Consider the following 21,219-nt stretch of genomic DNA (forward strand, 5'->3'; position numbering starts at 1 on the left):
ACTTCTAAAATATAAGGACAACAACATGGAACTTATTTTAAAACAAGACGTACAAAACTTAGGATTTAAAGATGATGTAGTATCTGTAAAACCTGGTTACGGTCGTAACTTTTTAATTCCTCAAGGTTTTGCTGCTTTAGCAACTCCTTCTGCTAAAAAAGTTTTAGCTGAAAACCTAAAACAAAGAGCACATAAAGAAGCTAAAGTTGTTGCTGATGCTAAAGCATTAGCTGAAACACTTAAAGCTCTTGAAATTAAACTTACTGCAAAAGCTGGTGGAGAGAAACTTTTTGGTTCTATCACAAACATCGACATTGCTGAAGCTTTAGAGAAATCAGGTAACGCTATTGATAGAAAATTCATCACTAGTGGTATCGTAAAACGTACAGGAAAATATTCTGCTAGCATCCGTTTACACAGAGATGTTATCGTTGACTTACCATACGAGATTATCGCTGAAAAATAACATTTTGTTAACTTCTTGTTAATAAAATATAAAAACCACTCTTAGGAGTGGTTTTTTTTTGTCTAATTTTGATTTAACCAACTAATTCAAAATCAGCAAAATGAGAAAAAACCTTGCATTATTATTGTGTTTGTTTGCATTAACCGTCGTTACTGGGCAAACAACGACTTCGAGTATTAAGGGTATTGTAAAAAGTTCATCAAACGAGCTATTGCCGGGCGCTTCTATTTTGGCAGTTCATACCCCAACAGGAACTAAATATTCAGCTGTATCTAATGAAGATGGAAGATTCAGTATTTTGAATATGAGAATTGGAGGTCCGTATAAAATTACGGTGACTTTTGTAGGGTTTCAAAACCAGGAATATAATGACATCAATCTTGATTTAGGGAAGCCTTTTAATCTTGCGGTTCAATTAGAAGATGCAAGTCAGGCTTTGGAAGAAGTTAAAATTGTTTCTAAAGACAAGGTTTTTAAAAGTGGAAAAACCGGAGCAGAAACTACAATTGGAAGACGAGAATTAACGGCATTGCCAACTATTTCGAGATCGGCTGAAGATTTTACCCGTTTAGAGCCAACTGCGAGTGGAGGTTCATTTGGAGGTAGAAATGATCAGTATAATAATTATTCTTTGAATGGAGCAGTTTTTAATAATCCTTTCGGATTAGACGCTGCAACTCCGGGTGGTCAAACTGGTGCTCAGCCAATATCATTGGATGCGATCGAGCAAATTCAAGTTGCAACTGCACCTTATGATGTTACGTTGTCTGGTTTTACGGGAGCTTCTGTTAATGCGGTTACAAAATCAGGAACAAATGAGTTTCATGGTACTGCTTATGTATTTTACAGAGATCAGGATTTAACGGGAAATAAAATTAAAGGCGAAAAAATATTTGTACCAACATTAGAACAAACTCAGGCAGGTTTTAGTTTAGGTGCGCCAATTATTAAGGATAAATTATTCATTTTCGGAAACTTTGAAATTGACAGAAGAAGTGATTTAGGATCTAATTTCGTAGCAAATAATAATGATGGAGTTACGGGAATTAATGAATCCAGAGTTATGGAGTCTGATTTGATTGCAGTTTCGAATGCTTTGAAGGGTTTAGGATATGACACTGGAGCTTATCAGGGTTTTATTCATGAATCGAATTCAAATAAAGGTATTATTAAAGTCGACTGGAATATTAATGATAATCATAAACTTGCAGTTATTTATAATTTCCTTGATGCTTCAAAGGATAAACCGGCGCATCCAACGGCGCTTGGATTTAGAGGACCAAATGCTTCGATTTTGCAATTTCAAAATTCGGGATATCAAATCAATAATAATTTAAGTTCCTTTTTGGCGGAGTTAAATTCAAAATTCAGCGAAGGCGTTTCGAATAAGTTACAGGCAGGATATTCTCATTTTAATGATTATAGAGTTCCGTTTTCGGTTCCGGCGCCTGTAATTACTATTCAGGATGGAGGAGGTTCTAATTATATTATTGCGGGTCATGAGCCTTTTTCTATCAATAATACTTTAGATCAAAAAGTAATTCAAATTACAGACAATCTTACTTATACAGTTGGAAAACATGCATTTACTTTTGGAACTTCTTTCGAGAAATTCGGATTTAAAAACTCGTTTAACTTAGCGGGTTATGATAAATTCCGTAATCCTGATACTGATCCGGTGCCTTATTATGGTACATTTAGGCCTTATGCAAGTGTGACGGATTTTTTAGCGGATGCGGCTTTACCATTGGCTTCTAGTTCATTGAAGCAAAATTTTCAACAGGCGCAAAATGTTTTTAATACTAAAAGTCAGTTTGAAGTTGGAACTGATGGAGGATGGAAACTGGCAGAATTAAATGTGGGACAATTGGCGTTTTATACACAAGATGATTTTAGTGTGAATGATAATTTCAAATTGTCTGTAGGTTTAAGAATTGATAAACCTTTGTATTTTAATACTGCCGATTTGATTCAGAAGTATATTGATACTGATAATGGAGGCGCTGGCAGAAATAATGATATTGATTATTATGATCCGCAAACGGGTAAGGCGGTTAAGTTGATTTCTACAGATTTACCAAGTGATAAGATTTTGTGGTCGCCTAGGATTGGTTTTAACTGGGATGTAAAAGGTGATGCGACTTCTCAGCTTCGTGGAGGATCGGGAATTTTTACCGGAAGAATCCCTTTTGTTTGGTTAGGAAATCAGGTAAGTGGTGCTGATGACAGCTTTTTGCAAATTATGGATCCGGATTATAAATGGCCACAGGTTTGGAGATCAAGTTTGGGTTATGATCACAGATTTAAAAGCAATTATATCGTGACGCTTGATTTTTCTTATAATAAAGATATTAATGCGGTACAGGTTCAAAACTGGGGATTAAAACCTCCAACGGGAACTTTGGCTGGTGTAGATAACAGAGCGATTTATGTTGCGGCAGATCATGGAGTAAATAATGCTTATGTAATGACGAATTCGAATAAAGGAAGTGCTTTTAATGCAACAGTTAAAGTGCAAAAGAATTTTGAAAATGGTTTGTATGCAAGTATTGCTTATAATTATTTAAAATCAAAAGACGTAAACTCTATTGAAGCTGAAATTACTGGCGACGCTTTTGCATTTAATCCGGCTTTAGGAAATGTGAATAACGCTGTTCTTTCGAATTCTAAATACGGAGATAATCATCGTTTTATTGGTGTAGGTTCTAAAAAATGGAAATACGGAAGAGATAAATGGGCGACAACTGTTTCGGCTTTCTTTGAATATGCTCAGGGCGGACGTTTTAATTATACTTATGGTGGTGATATTAATGGTGATGGTTCTGCAGTAAATGATTTGATTTATATTCCAACAACTGCCGAAATTGCTTTAATGAATTTTAGTGCACCAGGACAAGGTGAGGCATTTGATAAATTTATTTCGCAAGATGATTATATGAAAAACAGAAGAGGGCAATATGCGGATCGTTACGGTGCTATATCGCCTTGGAGAGGAAGATGCGATCTTAAGCTTATGCAGGATTATAATTTCAAAGTTTCATCGGCATCAGAGAAAAAGAATACGATTCAGTTTAGTATCGATGTATTGAATTTTGGAAATTTATTAAATTCAGATTGGGGAGTTGTTCAGGTACCAACGAGTGTTCAGCCAATTGGTGTGACAGTTGTTGGAAATACTCCGACGTATACATTCAATAATACTCAAACTAAAACCTTTAGTTATGATGCGAGTTTAACATCAAGATGGCAGGCTCAATTTGGTATCAGATACATTTTTTAATAAAGCAAAAAAAGTTATAAATTTGCCCTCGCATTTGCGAGGGCTTTTTTTTGGATAATGAAATTTTATTCAGGCTCTTTTAAGAGTGTTTAAACGCAAAAATAAACAATGAAATACGCAAGATTAACAAAAGAGCAATTTGATGAATTGCACGCAGAATTCGCTAGTTTTTTAGCTACTCAGGCAATTGATAAAGCAGAGTGGGATTCTCTTAAATTAAATAAACCGGAAGTTGCAGAACAGGAGTTGGATGTTTTTTCAGATTTAATTTGGGAAGGTGTTTTGTCAAGAGCTGAATTTTTAGAGCATTTCTCTAAAAATCATATCTTTTTGTTTCAATGTTTTGAGGAGCATGTTCAGTCAATAGTGCTGAAATCATTGGTTCCTGAAACAGATTTCTTAACGAAAGATGGTTTGCAATGGCTGAGTGATAATATGTTTACTGAAAACATCGAAATGAAGGTTGGAAAAAAAGTATTTACAGAAGATAGAAATGCATCTATTTTTGAATTGATTCAGCAAGGAGCATTTTTAAGTGATGGACAATTATTTACTCAAATTAATACTATTATTGAGTCGTAATTTCCATTAAAAGATTTTTAAAAAGGTAAATGATTGATATTAAATTGTTTACCTTTTTTTTATGTTTTTAACTTTTGTTTAGACTTTTATATTTTTTTTACCCCGTATTTATACCTGTTTTTTTTGAATTGTTTAAGAAATTCACATTTGCATATAAAAATGTAGGTTTTACTTTTCATTTCGGCTTTTTCACCTCAAATTCAATCGATTACGAATTTAAAAAAGTAGGTTTTTATTTACTTTATTGAAATATTATGAAATATTTTGATTTTTTTTATGATAATCATAAGAGCTGTTATTGGCTTAAAACTATTGGTTTTTCTGATATTTTGTAGTTTTCATGGTATATCCATTTATGTTAAAATTAAAAACATAAGAATTTTACGCTTGTTTTGTAAGTTTGTTTTTTCTAATTTTAGGATAAGAAAGTTAAACAAAATGTTTTTTTGTACTTTTTCAAAAACAATAAGAATGAAGTGATTTGATTACTTTTTATAAATTAATACAAATTACAGTTTTAATGTTTTTGCCGAGAAATTTAAAGTTGAAAATGTTACTAATAATTTAATTAGTCTGCTTATGGAATTGACAATTACTTTCTTCATCAAGTTTGCATTAGGTATCCATATTATTTTAGCTTTATTTTTTATTCTTTGGAATAAGATTAAGTTTATTCCTAAACTTGATTTTACTTCTATAGTAAGTTATTTTCAAAAAGTTTTTCATTTTAAGATTTTTTCATTTCCAAAACCCAGTCGGTGTTTTAGTTAATGAATAGTATTATTGTGTTTAAAATTTTTTAAACTTACAAAATACTCTAATTGAAAAATAATGTATTCAATTTTTAGAATTTATTCTAAATAGACAAAATTTATAGACAGAGTAATCAACTTTCTATAGATATTGAATCATACTCTATATATTTTAATAGAATTCTCCCTCAGTTCTATCTAAACGTAAATTTTCTTTTATGAAAATTAAGCCTGCAACAAATCACTCCTCTTGGAAGCCTGATTCGGATCAGTATTCCTCAAAAGTTTCGAGTTATTATCTGTTTATTATAAATAGAAATAGCTCCTTAGTATACTTCGGTATACTCAATACAACATGATTTTTTATTACGGAATTTAATTTATTACCCTACTTGTCAGGGTTTTAAGTTGTGGTTTAACTAATTGAGTTTTAACGTTTTTTTGAATTGCCTAAGCATACGTGCTTATCGCAAGAGGTATTTTATTGTCCATTTTCTAATCTTCCAAATTATGAAAAAAAAATTTACTTTCTATGATCTCATCGTAAAGAAGAGATTATTTGGTTTGTTGTTTTTATTGCTTTTTTGCAATAAAAACTTCGCACAAACTTTTTGTAGACCAGACTCTCAGACGAATAGTACTGGCGGTCTTTTATGTGTAGGAATGAGTGTAATGAATCCAGATAATGCATGGGATTCGAGCATGACAACTTATGCAACGATCTCAAATGTGCTCGGTTTGGCATGTTTTGCCCAGGAAACATTACATTTTAGTCAGACTGCAAAAGCAGGAGACCAAATAGTAATATATTTTGGTGAAGGAAACGGATTGTTGGATGTTGATGTGTTAGCAAATGCAACAATTCAGGCAAGAAACGGTGTGAATCCGGTAGGGGGTCAGGTTACTATGAACAATCCCTTATTGAATCTTCAATTATTATCTGCTACTAATTCGGCTGTAATAAAATATACGTTACCAGGAGATGCAGATCGAATTCAAATTCAATCTGGTGGGCTGTTATCTGCATTAGTAAATTTAAGAATTTATGATGTGCGACTGCAGTTTGCAAAACCAACTATTGCGGGAGGAGAGACACAATCTGTTTGTTATGGTCAATCTGTATTACTTACAGCAACTCCTGCTGCAGGAACAACTGTTGCTTGGTATGATTCTCCAACATCAACTACGGCACTTTCGACTCTTAATACATTTACTACTCCAAACTTAACAGCTACAACTACTTATTATGTAAGTACTTCGAGAGTGGGTGGTTGCGAAAGTAGTGAACGATTACCAGTTACTATAAATGTTATCAATCCTCTATTGCCAACTATAAGCAGTACGGGAACGACGATTTGTTCTGCGGGGGCAACTCAGGCAACTACATTATCAGTTATAAGTCCGGTGCCGGGAACAGTATATTCCTGGTTTAGTGCACCAACTGGAGGTGTAGCTCTAGCAACGGGAACTTCTTATACTCCAACAGTACCAACAGGTGCTACTAATTTTTATGTAGAAGCATCTATTGGCGCATGTAAAACAGCAACAAGAACTGCGGTGACGGTTACTTCGACACCAGTTCCTGCCGCTGCCACGATATTGACACAAAGTGTAACGATATTATCAGGACAAAATGCAACTCTGAGCGCTTCTACAGCTGAAGCTAATGTTGCTCTTGATTGGTACGATGTACCTACGGGAGGAATAAAATTATTAGGAGATTCTAATACTTTTACAACTCCAATTTTAACTGCTACTAAAATATATTATGTTGAGTCACGTAGTACTGTTGGCGCTTGTGTTAGCGCTACGAGAGTACCTGTGACGGTGACAGTTATACCTGCTGCATTAGGAGGTTGTCTGGAAGCAAATAGTCAGCAGACAAATCAAAACGGACTTTGTTTGCTTTGTGCTTCTTCCAATCAAAACAATTCTGTAGATGGAAATAGTGCTACAGCTGCAAGACTTACGCTTCCGGTAGGTTTGCTAAATGGCTATATTCAACAAACATTACAATTTAATAATCCTGGTAAAGCGGGAGATATCGTAGATGTAGAATTGGAATTGCCAGGTGGAATTGCCGATCTTTCTTTATTAGGGGCTGTTAGTTTAGCAACTTATAATGGAGCAACTTATAATAATGACCGAGTTTCTACTAATAATAATGCTTTGGTAACTTTGCAGTTATTAACAGGAAATCGCTTTAGAGCTAGTATTGTTGCGGGTGCAAATTTTGATCGTGTCGAAATAAGATTGGGTGGTTTGGTAAGTGCTTTGACAAATTTAGATATTTATCAGGCAACTTACAGATATAAAGCGCCAGCTATAACTGGTAACGCTACACCAATTTGCGGTACACAGACTGCAACTTTAACGGCTGCAACAGCTTTAGGAGAAACTATAAAATGGTATGATGCTTTAACTGGAGGAAATCTCTTAGTTAGTACTGCAGCTTATACAACTCCGGCATTAACTGTGAATACAACTTATTATGTAGAACTTACTCGTAATGGTTGTGTGAATAGTGAAAGAAATCCTGTTCTGGTTACAGTAAACAATCCTGTAGCTCCGTCGACAGTTACTGCTTCTCCTTTGAATATATGTACTGGTGATGCTACAACAATAACAATTCAATCTCCGGTTGCGGGTACCACTTATAATTGGTATGATGCAGCTTCGGGAGGGAATTTGGTGTTTACGGGAACTGCTTTTGCAACACCAGCTTTAACAGCTACAACAACTTATCATGTTGAAGCTGTAATTGGAAGTTGTTTAAGTCCAACACGTACACCGGCTACTGTAAACGTAAATCCAAGACCTTCGGCACCTGTTCCTGCGAATTCAAGTGTTATTATTCAGTCAGGTCAGACTGCAATGTTGTCTGTTACACCTAGTGCGGGAGTTACCTATATGTGGTATAGTGCCCCAACAGGAGGAACACTCTTACAAGGTACAGGAAGTAATACCTATACTACTCCGGTTTTGACTGCTAATACAACATATTATGTTGAAGCGGTAAATACTTTAGGAGCTTGTACAAGTACTTCAAGAGCTGCGATTAATGTATTGGTAACGAATGGGGTTAGTACTTGTTTGCAACCAAGTACACAAGCAATAAATGTTGACCCTGGTTTATTATGTGTTTTATGTAATGGAATTAACGGACCTAACGCTGTTGATGCAAACCCAAATAATTTTGCTTCTTTGACTATAACTGCGGGAGTACTTAATTCATACATTCAACAAGAATTAAATTTTCTAACACCTGGTCAGGCGGGAGATATTATTGATGTCGAATTAGAGTTACCTGGAGGTCTTGCAGATCTGTCATTGTTAGGATCTGTAAGTATAGGAACTTCTAATGGAGGGACAGAAAATCTTCTTAGACTTGCAGTGAACAATAGTCTATTGAATTTGCAAGTATTATCAGGAAACAGATTCAAAGTTAGTTTACCTACAAATGCGGCATTTGATAGAGTTGACATTAGATTAGGAGCTTTAGTTGGCTTATTAACTACTTTAAATGTTTATGGAGCTTCTTATAGATTTCCAAATGCTACAATAACCGGAGCAACAGCGCCAATTTGTGCAGGACAAACTGCAACATTAGCGGCTTCGTCTACAGGAACTGAAACATTTACATGGTATGATGCTCCTACAGGTGGAAATATTGTGGCTGTTAGTCCAACTCTTCCATTAACGACTACTACAACTTATTATTTAGAAGCTACTCGTGGTGGAACTTGTATTAATAGTGTTCGTCAGCCTGTTACGGTAAATGTTTTACCTATTCCAACAGATGCGGATATTACAATTACAAGTCCTTTGACTGCTTCTTGTGCGGGAGGTATTGTATTGGCTCCAACATCAGCTTTAGCTGGAGCTAAATTTAAATATTATACTGATCAAAATAAAACAACAGAGATTACTACAGGAACTGTAGCGGGTGTAACTTATGTAAAAGATGGTACAACTGATGCATTAACTATTAGCGGACTTATTGCTGCTAATGCTCCTTATACTTATTATGTTTCTGTACTTAACGGAGGAACTTGTGAGAACGTAAACGGAACATTAAAAGAAGTTGTTGTAAATTATCCTACAGGTTCTGCTTTAACCGTTCAAACGCCATTTGTTCGTTGTGCGAAAGTAAATCTAAAAGATGCGATTACAAATTTTGATTCATCAGGAAATACAACTTATACTTTCTTTGATCCGTCAAATAATCCAATAACAGATCTAGCTGCGTCGAATATTACGCTTAGCGGAACTTATTCAATTCAGGCTCAAACAGTAGGTTCTGCTTGTCCATCTGTTAAGTTACCGGTTGTAGTGACGGTAAATCCGTTGCCAACATTAACTGGGGTAACAAGTTCTATTGTAATTACAAAAGGATCTTCGCTAGCATTGGCTGCAACATCAAACGGTACAATTACCTGGTATGATCCTCAAGGTAATGTTTTACCTTCGAACAATACAGGAATTCTTAATACTGTAGGTGTTTATACTTATACAGTAATCGCCACTAGCGCTGCATCTTGTACAACTAGCCAAACGGTGACTGTTAGTGTTATTGATCCAATAGATTGTGATCCTTTATTCGAAAGAGTATATGCTACGACAGAATTATCAGGATCTATTCTAACTGGTGGTGTAACAAGCGGACCTCAGGCGGTTGATGGCGATCCAAGTACATTCTCTACAATAACTACTGGTTTAGGACTTTTAGGTATTGGAACTACCTGGCAAAATTTACAATGGCCAACAACTATTGCTAAAGGAACTCCTGTAACAGTAAAATTAGGCTTAGCCAATAGTGCAGTTGCAGTTGGACAAAGCATTTCTGTAGTAGGAACAAAACGTGATGGTTCTAATAATCCTATTGATATAGGACCTTTACAATCGGCATCAGGTTCATTGTTGAACTTATTGCCAGGTCAAAATTCATTTGAATATACATTTGTTCCTTCTAATACTTCTGGACCTCAGGATTATGATGGTATTAGAGTACAATTGGGATCTGTGCTTAGTCTTGCACAAAATATCAATGTTTATGATGCACACTATAGTAAACAAGTAACTCAAATTGCTTGTGGAAAAGGTGATATAGAAGATATTTTCTTTGGCGTAAGAGATTTAGGAGTTGGAGCATTGACATCTACTGTTGGTGTTTCTAATGCCTGGAACGTTGCCGATGGCGATGTTGCTACTTATGCCACAATGTTTAGTGGAGTAGGTGTACTTGCTGCTGCTGAACTTACTACTAAATTCAGAACACCATCTATGGTTGGTGATAGTTTAAGAATCACAATTTCTAAACCGGGAACAATTTTAAATCTTAATTTGCTTACTGGATTCACGATTCAGCTTTATTCAGGAAATATTGCGGTTGGTGCACCAATACAAAATACAAGCAGTTTATTGACTTTAAAATTACTTTCGGGAGATACAATGGCGATGACAATTGTTGCGCCTCAAACTCAGCCATATGATAAAGTTACTATTAGATTTGGAGGAGTTGCCAGTGTTTTAGATCAGCTTAGAGTTCATACGATCGATCGTGTAACTAATACCGAAGTCATAGGAGGTGATCCTGATAATAAAATCACGGTCTGTCCCGGAGCTGATATAACGCTCACGGTTCCACCAAAAGCTTGTGCGAACTACGTTTGGTATGATTCTCCAACAGGAGGAAACTCTGTAGCTACAGGTCAAACGTTTACACTTCCTGCAAATTTAGCTGCAGGTACATATAAATATTATGTTCAGCCAATTCGTTACGGTTGTCCAGCCTTAGAAAGAGGTGAAGTTACTGTAGTAGTGAGAGCAACAACTCCAGCTGCTAAAATAGCAAACGTGACAATAAACGGAGGAAATAACCCAATAATTTGTGCCGAAGATGGAAAAGTAACATTAGATGCGGTTTTAGCTGCCACACCAACAGTTACAAATCCTGTATATCACTGGTATAAATTTAACGGAACAACAAGTGTGGTTGTTGCAGGCGAAACTACTTCTAAATTAGTATTGACCGGATTAGTTCCTGGAACTTATACTTATTATGTAGGACTTAGTTCAGATGAATTTTGTGAAACTGCAGTAGCAGATAGAAAATTAGTAACATTCACAATTTTACCAACTTCTCTTGTAACTGATATTGTGGTAGACAATATTACAATTTGTCACGATACAGATGCTGTATTAACGCCAACAACTACTTTGACAAGTCCTGTGTTCTCATGGTTTTTAGATGCCAATAAAACACAGCCTATCATAAATGGAGTAATTGGCGGAGTAACATATACAATTAGTGGTACCGGAGTTTTAACAGCTTCAGGTTTAACAACTGCTATGAGTCCAATTACTTATTATGTAGCTGTTTCAAGCAGTACTACATGTCCTAATAAAAACGGAGAACTTAAAACAGCAACCGTAATTGTTAATGATCCAGCTACACCAACAACTGATGATACAACACAAGATTTCTGTTTAATAAACAATCCAACAGTTGCAAGTCTTCAGGTAAATGAAGCAGATGTAGTTTGGTACACCGCATCATCAGGAGGAACAGCATTGGCAACAACAACTGCCTTAGTAACTGGTCCTTATTATGGAGCGATCAAAAATCCTGCTACTGGTTGCGAAAGTTCAGTTCGATTATTAGTAACTGTAACTGTAACAGATCCTGGAACGCCAATAATTACTAAAACAACACAGGATTTCTGTTTAGTAAACAATCCAACATTTGCGACAATCGACGTAAGTCCGGCGACAAATATTATTTGGTTCAATGCAGCAACAGGCGGAACAGCAATTGCTCCAACTACAGTATTGACAACAGGAACATATTATGCATCGATCAAAAATCCAACTACTACTTGTGAAAGTAAAGTTAGATTAGCGATCACAATTAATGTGACTGATCCTGGAACACCAATAATTACTAAAACAACACAGGATTTCTGTTTGATAAACAATCCAACATTTGCTACGATCGACGTAAGTCCGGCGACAAATATTATTTGGTTCAGTGCAGCAACAGGCGGAACAGCAATTGCTCCAACTACAGCATTGACAACAGGAACATATTACGCAGCGATTAAAAATCCAACAACTACTTGCGAAAGTAAAGTTAGATTGGCGATCACGATTAATGTGACTGATCCTGGAACACCAGTAATTACAAAAAACACTCAGGATTTCTGTTTGATCAACAATCCAACATTTGCGACAATAGATGTAACTCCAGCAGTTGCGGCAAATATTGTTTGGTATGCTGCAGCAACAGGCGGAACAGCAATTGCTCCAACTACAGCATTGACAACAGGAACATATTATGCATCGATCAAAAATCCAACCACTACTTGTGAGAGTAAAGTTAGATTGGCGATCAATATCAGCGTAACTGATCCTGGAACACCAGTAATTACTAAAACGACTCAGGATTTCTGTTTAGTAAATGCACCAACATTTGCGACTATAGATGTAACTCCAGCAGTTGCAGCAAATATTATTTGGTTCAATGCAGCAACAGGCGGAACAGCAATTCCATCTACAACAGCATTGACAACAGGAACATATTACGCATCGATCAAAAATCCAACAACAACTTGCGAAAGTAAAGTTAGATTAGCGATCACAATTAATGTGACTGATCCTGGTACACCAGTAATTACAAAAACAACTCAGGATTTTTGTTTAATAAACAATCCAACATTTGCTACAATCGACGTAAGTCCAGCGACAAATATTATTTGGTTCAATGCAGCAACAGGCGGAACAGCAATTGCTCCGACTACAGCATTGACATCTGGAACGTATTATGCAGCGATCAAAAATCCAACAACAACTTGTGAAAGTAAAGTTAGATTAGCAATCACGATTAATGTGACTGATCCTGGAACACCAGTAATTACAAAAACAACACAGGATTTCTGTTTGATCAACAACCCAACATTTGCGACTATAGATGTAACTCCAGCAGTTGCAGCAAATATTGTTTGGTACAGTGCAGCAACTGGTGGAACAACGATTCCATCTACAACAGCATTGACAACAGGAACTTATTACGCATCAATCAAAAATCCAACAACAACTTGTGAGAGTAAAGTTAGATTGGCGATTAATATTAGCGTAACAGATCCTGGAACGCCAGTAATTACAAAAACAACTCAGGATTTCTGTTTGATAAATAATCCAACATTTGCCACAATCGACGTAAGTCCAGCAGTTGCAGCAAATATTGTTTGGTACAGTGCAGCAACAGGCGGAACAGCAATTCCATCTACAACAGCATTGACAACAGGAACTTATTACGCATCGATCAAAAATCCAACAACTACTTGTGAAAGTAAAGTTAGATTAGCGATCACAATTAGCGTGACTGATCCTGGTACACCAGTAATTACAAAAACGACTCAAGATTTCTGTTTGATAAACAATCCAACATTTGCAACTATAGATGTAACTCCAGCAGTTGCAGCAAATATTGTTTGGTACAGTGTAGCAACAGGTGGAACAGCAATTGCTCCAACCACAGCATTGACAACAGGAACTTATTATGCATCGCTTAAAAATCCAACAACTACTTGTGAAAGTAAAGTTAGATTGGCAATTACAATTAATGTGACTGATCCTGGTACACCAGTAATTACAAAAACCACTCAGGATTTCTGTTTGATCAACAATCCAACATTTGCGACAATCGACGTAAGTCCAGCAGTTGCAGCAAATATTGTTTGGTATGCTGCAGCAACAGGCGGAACAGCAATTGCTCCAACGACAGCATTGACAACAGGAACTTATTACGCAGCGATCAAAAATCCAACAACTACTTGTGAAAGTAAATTTAGATTGGCAATCATGATTAATGTGACTGATCCTGGAACACCAGTAATTACAAAAACAACACAGAATTTCTGTTTGATAAACAATCCAACATTTGCTACGATCGACGTAAGTCCAGCAGTTGCAGCAAATATTGTTTGGTATGCTGCAGCAACAGGCGGAACAGCGATTCCATCTACAACAGCATTGACAACAGGAACTTATTACGCATCGATCAAAAATCCAACAACTACTTGTGAAAGTAAAGTTAGATTAGCGATCACAATTAGCGTGACTGATCCTGGAACACCAGTAATTACCAAAACAACTCAGGATTTCTGTTTAATAAACAATCCAACATTTGCAACTATAGATGTAACTCCAGCAGTTGCAGCAAATATTGTTTGGTATGCTGCAGCAACAGGCGGAACAGCAATTGCTCCAACGACAGCATTGACAACAGGAACATATTATGCATCGCTTAAAAATCCAACCACTACTTGTGAAAGTAAAGTTAGATTAGCGATCACAATTAATGTGACTGATCCTGGAACACCAACTACAACAGATACTACACAAGATTTCTGTTTAGTAAATGCTCCAACTATAGCTAGTATTCAAGTTAATACACCAACAACAGGAACTATAGTTTGGTACAGTGCAGCAACAGGCGGAACAGCAATTGCTCCAACTACAGCATTGACAACAGGAACTTATTACGCATCGATCAAAAATCCAACAACAACTTGTGAGAGTAAAGTTAGATTGGCGATTGCAATTAGCGTAACAGATCCTGGAACACCAATAATTACTAAAACAACTCAGGATTTCTGTTTGATAAACAATCCAACATTTGCCACAATCGACGTAAGTCCAGCGACAAATATTGTTTGGTACAGTGCAGCGACAGGCGGAACAGCAATTGCTCCAACTACAGCATTGACATCTGGAACTTATTATGCAGCGATTAAAAATCCAACAACAACTTGTGAAAGTAAAGTTAGATTGGCGATTACAATTAGCGTAACAGATCCTGGAACACCAGTAATTACAAAAACAACTCAGAATTTCTGTTTGATCAACAATCCAACATTTGCCACTATCGACGTAAGTCCAGCGACAAATATTGTTTGGTACAGTGCAGCAACAGGCGGAACAGCGATTCCATCAACAACAGCATTAACAACAGGAACTTATTATGCATCGATCAAAAATCCAACAACAACTTGTGAAAGTAAAGTTAGATTGGCGATTAATATCAGCGTAACTGATCCTGGAACACCAGTAATTACAAAAACAACTCAGGATTTCTGTTTGATCAACAATCCAACATTTGCAAGTATAGACGTAACTCCAGCAGTTGCAGCAAATATTGTTTGGTACAGTGCAGCGACAGGCGGAACAGCAATTGCTCCAACGACAGCTTTGACAACAGGAACTTATTATGCATCGATTAAAAATCCAACAACTACTTGTGAAAGCAAAGTTAGATTGGCAATTACGATTAATGTAACTGATCCTGGAACACCAGTAATTACTAAAACAACTCAGGATTTTTGTTCAATAAACAATCCAACATTTGCCACAATCGACGTAAGTCCGGCAACAAATATTGTTTGGTACAGTGCAGCGACAGGAGGAACAGCAATTGCTCCAACTACAGCATTGACAACAGGAACTTATTATGCATCGATTAAAAATCCAACAACAACTTGCGAGAGTAAAGTTAGATTGGCAATCACAATTAGCGTAACAGATCCTGGAACACCAGTAATTACAAAAACAGCTCAGAATTTCTGTTTAGTAAATGCTCCGACTTTTGCGACAATCGACGTAAGTCCAGCAGTTGCAGCAAATATAGTTTGGTACAGTGCAGCGACGGGCGGAACAGCGATTGCATCAACTACAGCATTGATAACAGGAACTTATTATGCATCAATCAAAAATCCAACAACAACTTGTGAGAGTAAAGTTAGATTAGCGATTACGATTAAAGTAACTGATCCAGGAACACCAACTACAACAGATACAACACAAGATTTCTGTTTAGTAAATGCTCCAACTGTAGCTAATATCCAAGTTAATACACCAACAACAGGAACTATAGTTTGGTATGCTACAGCAACAGGCGGAACACCAATTGCACCAACAACAGCTTTAGCAACAGGAAACTATTTCGCATCGATCTCAGATCCTGCAACTACTTGTCAAAGTGCATTAAGATTACAAGTTGCAGTAAGTGTAACAAATCCAGCTACACCAACTACAACAGATACAACACAAGATTTCTGTTTAGTAAATGCGCCAACAGTAGCTAATATTCAGGTGAACCAAAGTAATGTCGTTTGGTACAATGCAGCAACAGGCGGAACAGCAATTGCTCCAACAACAGCATTGGCAAATGGAAATTATTATGCAACACTAAAAGATGCAACTACAGGTTGTGAAAGCTCAGTTCGTTTACTGGTAGCTGTTAGTATAAAAGACCCTGGAACACCTACAACAACAGCAACAACTCAGGTTTTCTGTTCAGGTGATTCTCCTAAAGTTTCTAATATTAAAGTAAATGAAGCTAACGTAGTTTGGTACGCCACATTAAAAGGCGGAACAGCAATTGCGCCAACAACAGCATTAGCAAATGGAGATTATTTTGGAGCCATAAAAGATCCGGCAACGGGTTGTGAAAGTAACACAAGATTAAAAGTTACGATTACTATTGGAAACACAGTAAATCCAACAACAACTAATGCAGCTCAAAGCTTCTGTACAGTAAGTGCACCAACATTTGCAAGCATTCAGGTAAACGAACCTAATGTAGTTTGGTATACAGCTTTAACAGGCGGAACAGCAATCGCATCAACAACAGCTTTAACAACTGGAGTTTATTATGGAAACATAAAAGATCCGATTTCAGGATGCGAAAGCACAACTCGTTTGAAAGTTACTGTTACAGTTTCAGGACCAAGTCCTACACCAACAACTACAGACGCTTCACAAGACTTTTGTTCAATAAATACACCAAAAGTTTCTGATATTCAGGTAAACGAAGCAAACGTAATTTGGTACAGTACAGCAACAGGCGGAACAGCAATTCCTGCAACGACAGCTTTAGCTTCAGGAACATACTACGGAGTTGTTTCAAGCGCTACAGGTTGTGAAAACCCTGTTAGACTAGCAGTTGTAGTAAAAGTAAATACACCAGGTATTATTACTACACCAAGAACAACACAAACATTCTGTTTATCAGCATTGCCAACAATAGCAAGCATTGTAGTAAACGAACCTAACGTTGTTTGGTATACATCTGCAACAGGCGGAACACCTTTAGCAGCAAACACACCATTGATAGCAGGTACCTATTATGCAAGTGCTTTAAACAACACAACAAATGGTTGTGCGAGCGCTACAAGATTAGGAGTTACTATTAATTTTGAAAACGATGCTTTAGTACAATTAGCAACTACAGACGATACACCATGTGTTTTCAAAGGAGTTACTTATTCTATAGCAAACGGAAAATCAAATTATGTATGGTCAATTACTAACGGAACAATAGTTTCAGGCGGAGGAACAGCAGATGGATCTGTAACAGTTTCATGGTCAGATATCGGACCGGGTAAAGTTGAGGTAACTTATATAAATAACTGTGGTGATACAACAACAAAATCACTAAATGTTACAGTTGCCACATGTTCAGATATAACTATAACCAACACAGTTAGCAATCCAACACCAAACTTTGGTGATGTAGTAACATTTACCGTTACAGTAAACAATGTTGGAGAAGGTAGTTTTATCAATACGATAGTTAGTGATTTATTACCAAGTGGATATAATTTAGTAAGTTCTAATACAACATTAGGAACATATGATCCGAAAACAGGATTATGGACAATTCCAAATTTGAATTCAGGACAAAGTGTTGTACTTACAATTACCGCCGAAGTTTTATCAAGCGGTACTTATACAAATGTTGCCACTGTCGAAATTTCAACTCCATTAGATGTTGATGCATCAAATAACTCGGCTTCCGCTTCGGTAGAACCAATTTGTTTGACAGTTTATAACGAGTTCACTCCAAATAATGATGGATCAAATGACCTCTTTAGAATTGATTGTATTGACACATATCCAAATAACGAGTTGAAAGTATTTAACAGATACGGTTCATTAGTATATAGTAAACAACATTATGAAAATGATTGGGACGGAACTGCCAATGTATCAGGAGTTGTTAATAGAGGAGATATGTTGCCAACAGGTACTTATTTTTATGTGATAACCATTGGAGATGGAACGGTTAAAAAAGGATGGTTATCTATAATGAGATAAGCGTGCTATTAATCATCTAATTAATTAAACTAAATAAGTATCGTTATGAAACTATATATAAAATCATTAGAAACATATTTTATTTTGATATGTTCTTTTATCACGTTTTGCGCCAGTGCGCAACAGGATCCTGAATACACACAGTATATGTATAACACAATGGCCGTAAATCCAGCTTATGCTGGGTCTACTGGCGCATTGGAAGCTACACTTTTGCACCGTTCACAATGGGTTGGTATTTCTGGAGCGCCAGAAACACAATCATTCTCCATTCAATCACCGCTTCGAAATGAGAAAATTGGTTTAGGATTAAGCGTCGTTAACGACAAAATTGGTCCATCAAACGAATTGTATCTTGACGGAAACTTCTCTTATTCAATACCATTAGGTTACGAAAAAAGATTAGCCTTCGGGTTAAAAGCAGGAATGAGAATGCTGAACATAGATTGGTCAAAAGGGAGATATTATGATAATAATGATGTTTTGCTAAATCAAAATATTGATAATCAGGCAAAATTAGCCGTTGGAGCAGGAGTTTACTATTATACTAATAAATGGTATTTAGGATTTTCAATTCCAAGCTTTATTCAAAGTGATTACTACGATGACGTTCAGGAATCTATTAATTACGACAGGTTACATTATTATTTAATGGGAGGTTATGTTTTTGATTTGAATCCAAATTTGAAATTTAAACCGGCATTTTTAGTAAAGGCAGTTAGTGGAGCACCGCTTTCTGCTGATATTTCGGCGAATTTTATGATTGCAGAAAAATTTGTAATAGGAGCTTCTTACAGAACAGACGATTCAGTAAGTATTCTGGCAGGTTTTCAAATATCAAAAAGCTTCTATCTCGGATATGCTTTTGATTATACTGTAAGTCAATTGAACAAATACAATGATGGAACACACGAATTCATCTTGAAGTATCAGTTCAATAAAGGTGAAAGCAAAATTAAATCTCCTCGATTCTTCTAAAAGTACAACCTATGAAAAAAATATATATCCTAAGTTTCGTATTGAGTTTTACATTAGGTTTTGCTCAGACGAATTTAAAGAAAGCGGATGCCTTGTTTAGAGATTATTCCTATCTGGATGCTTCAAAAGCATATGAGGAAATTCTACAAAACATAAAAAATCCATCCGCTCAAACGATAAAGAATGCTGCCGACTCGTATTATTTTATTTCAGATGCCAGAAATGCATTAAAATGGTACAGAAAATTATACGAAGTACAAGGCAACAATTTAACCGACATTTACTATTTGCGTTACATCCAAACCATGAAAGCAGTTATGGATTACGATGAAGCAGATAAAATCACAAAAGAATATCTGAATAAAAAAGGAGATAAAAATGAGATCAATCGTTATGTTGCCCAAAAAGCACAAATGGATAGTCTTGCAAAAGCAAAATCTCTTTACACAATAAAAAATTTAGATATTAATACCAGTAAATCTGATTTTGGAGCTGCTTTTTTTCAGGACAAAATAGTTTTTGCATCTGCCAGAGATACTACGAAATTCAGCGAAAAGCTATACAGCTGGAACAATCAGCCGTTTCTAAGCTTGTATGTGGCGGAAAGAAATCCTGCAGATGGAAGTTTGTTTAATGAAACAATATTTCTTCCAAATGTAATGACCAAGTATCACGAAGCAACAGCGAGTTTTGATGCCAGCGGAAAAACAATTTATTATTCTACCAATATTGTAAAGAAGAATAAATTGGTTATTGATCAGGACAAAGTCAATAATTTTCAGATTATAAAAGGCGCTGTAGTAGATAATAAGTTAGATAATCCGCAGAAAGTTTTCTTTGACAGTGATGATTATTCAGTTGGTCATCCTTCTTTGAGTGACGACGGACAATATCTTTTCTTTGCATCAGATATGCCGGGAGGTTATGGTGAAACCGATTTGTATTATGTAAAAATCGCCAATGACGGCACAATGAGTTCCCCGGTAAATTTGGGACCAAAAATTAATACAATTGGTAACGAAGTTTTTCCTTTTTACCGAAACGGAGTGCTTTATTTTTCTTCAGATGGACATTACGGATGGGGAGATTTAGATGTTTATGAAAGCAATTTTTTAGCCGATGGAACTTTTACAACTCCAAAAAATTTAGGAGCACCGATAAATAGTAACAAAGACGATTTTGCTTTTATAATTGATAAAGCAGACAGTTATGGTTATGTTTCTTCAAACAGAGCCGAAGGTAAAGGAGACGATGATATCTATTCTTTCACCAAAGGAAAACCGGTTTGTAATCAAAACATTTCAGGTGCGGCATTTGACAGAAAAACAAAATTGCCACTTACAGATGTTTCCATTATGGCGTACAATTCTTATAGTGAGATTCTTGGAGAAACAAAAACCAATTATGATGGTAAATATGCGATCGTAGTGCCTTGCGGAAAAGTAGTTAAAATGATTGCGGCTAAGCCAAATTATAGCAGCGACGAAAAAACCGTTGAAACTACGATGGAAAATGAAGGCGAAATTAAAGATGTAAACTTCGAGCTTAGCAATTACGATGATTTAGTAGTTAAGAAAAAAGGAGTTGAAAAAGTTGACGTTAACCCAATTTATTTTGATTATGATAAATTTGATATTACCCCATTGGCAATTGAAGAATTGACGAAAGTGGTTTTTATCATGAAAAAATTTCCAAATATCAGGATCAAGATAGAATCACACACAGATTCTCGCGGGAAAGACGCTTACAATTTAAAATTGTCTGACAACAGAGCCAAATCGACTCGCGATTATATTGTTTCACAGGATATAGATCCTTCAAGAATAGAAAGCGCGATAGGTTATGGTGAAAGCCGAATAATAAATAAATGTAAAAATGGCGTAAAATGTACCGAAGCCGAACATTTAGTAAACAGACGCTCAGACTTCATTATTATCCAGAAATAGTTTTTATATTTGCACTCTAATAATCTGATTATCAGCGGTAAAATATAGAACGAAGAA

The 21,219-nt window shown here is 36.1% G+C and carries 6 protein-coding genes; all 6 read left to right on the forward strand.

Annotated features, from left to right (window positions below; all coding sequences use genetic code 11):
• The first annotated feature begins 25 nt into the window (after window positions 1-25).
• The 6 genes from rplI to CLU81_RS22240 all read left to right on the forward strand — a co-directional run bounded on the left by rplI (window position 26) and on the right by CLU81_RS22240 (window position 21,162).
• Entirely contained in the window at window positions 26-466 is a 441-nt protein-coding gene (gene rplI, locus CLU81_RS22215; RefSeq protein WP_007810573.1) for a 50S ribosomal protein L9, read from the forward strand.
• A 100-nt stretch (window positions 467-566) separates the two neighbouring features.
• Window positions 567-3,746, forward strand: a complete 3,180-nt coding sequence (locus CLU81_RS22220; protein WP_099711809.1) for a carboxypeptidase regulatory-like domain-containing protein — start codon at window positions 567-569, stop codon at window positions 3,744-3,746.
• A 108-nt stretch (window positions 3,747-3,854) separates the two neighbouring features.
• Window positions 3,855-4,328, forward strand: coding sequence for a DUF6495 family protein (locus CLU81_RS22225; protein WP_099711810.1), 474 nt, complete (start codon window positions 3,855-3,857; stop codon window positions 4,326-4,328).
• A 1,262-nt stretch (window positions 4,329-5,590) separates the two neighbouring features.
• Window positions 5,591-18,238 (forward strand): gliding motility-associated C-terminal domain-containing protein, encoded by a 12,648-nt coding sequence (locus tag CLU81_RS22230; RefSeq protein ID WP_099711811.1) that lies wholly within the window; start codon window positions 5,591-5,593, stop codon window positions 18,236-18,238.
• A 45-nt stretch (window positions 18,239-18,283) separates the two neighbouring features.
• Window positions 18,284-19,216 (forward strand): type IX secretion system membrane protein PorP/SprF, encoded by a 933-nt coding sequence (locus tag CLU81_RS22235; protein ID WP_099711812.1) that lies wholly within the window; start codon window positions 18,284-18,286, stop codon window positions 19,214-19,216.
• 11 nt (window positions 19,217-19,227) lie between these two features.
• Window positions 19,228-21,162, forward strand: a complete 1,935-nt coding sequence (locus CLU81_RS22240; protein WP_099711813.1) for an OmpA family protein — start codon at window positions 19,228-19,230, stop codon at window positions 21,160-21,162.
• Window positions 21,163-21,219 lie beyond the last annotated feature (57 nt).

Origin of the sequence: Flavobacterium sp. 9, from assembly GCF_002754195.1 — a bacterium.
GTDB lineage: Bacteria > Bacteroidota > Bacteroidia > Flavobacteriales > Flavobacteriaceae > Flavobacterium.

Bases quoted from the DNA above. Each gene is read 5' to 3' on its own strand.
- rplI (WP_007810573.1), top strand. From the start codon at position 26: ATGGAACTTATTTTAAAACAAGACGTACAAAACTTAGGATTTAAAGAT.
- CLU81_RS22220 (WP_099711809.1), top strand. From the start codon at position 567: ATGAGAAAAAACCTTGCATTATTATTGTGTTTGTTTGCATTAACCGTC.
- CLU81_RS22225 (WP_099711810.1), top strand. From the start codon at position 3,855: ATGAAATACGCAAGATTAACAAAAGAGCAATTTGATGAATTGCACGCA.
- CLU81_RS22230 (WP_099711811.1), top strand. From the start codon at position 5,591: ATGAAAAAAAAATTTACTTTCTATGATCTCATCGTAAAGAAGAGATTA.
- CLU81_RS22235 (WP_099711812.1), top strand. From the start codon at position 18,284: ATGAAACTATATATAAAATCATTAGAAACATATTTTATTTTGATATGT.
- CLU81_RS22240 (WP_099711813.1), top strand. From the start codon at position 19,228: ATGAAAAAAATATATATCCTAAGTTTCGTATTGAGTTTTACATTAGGT.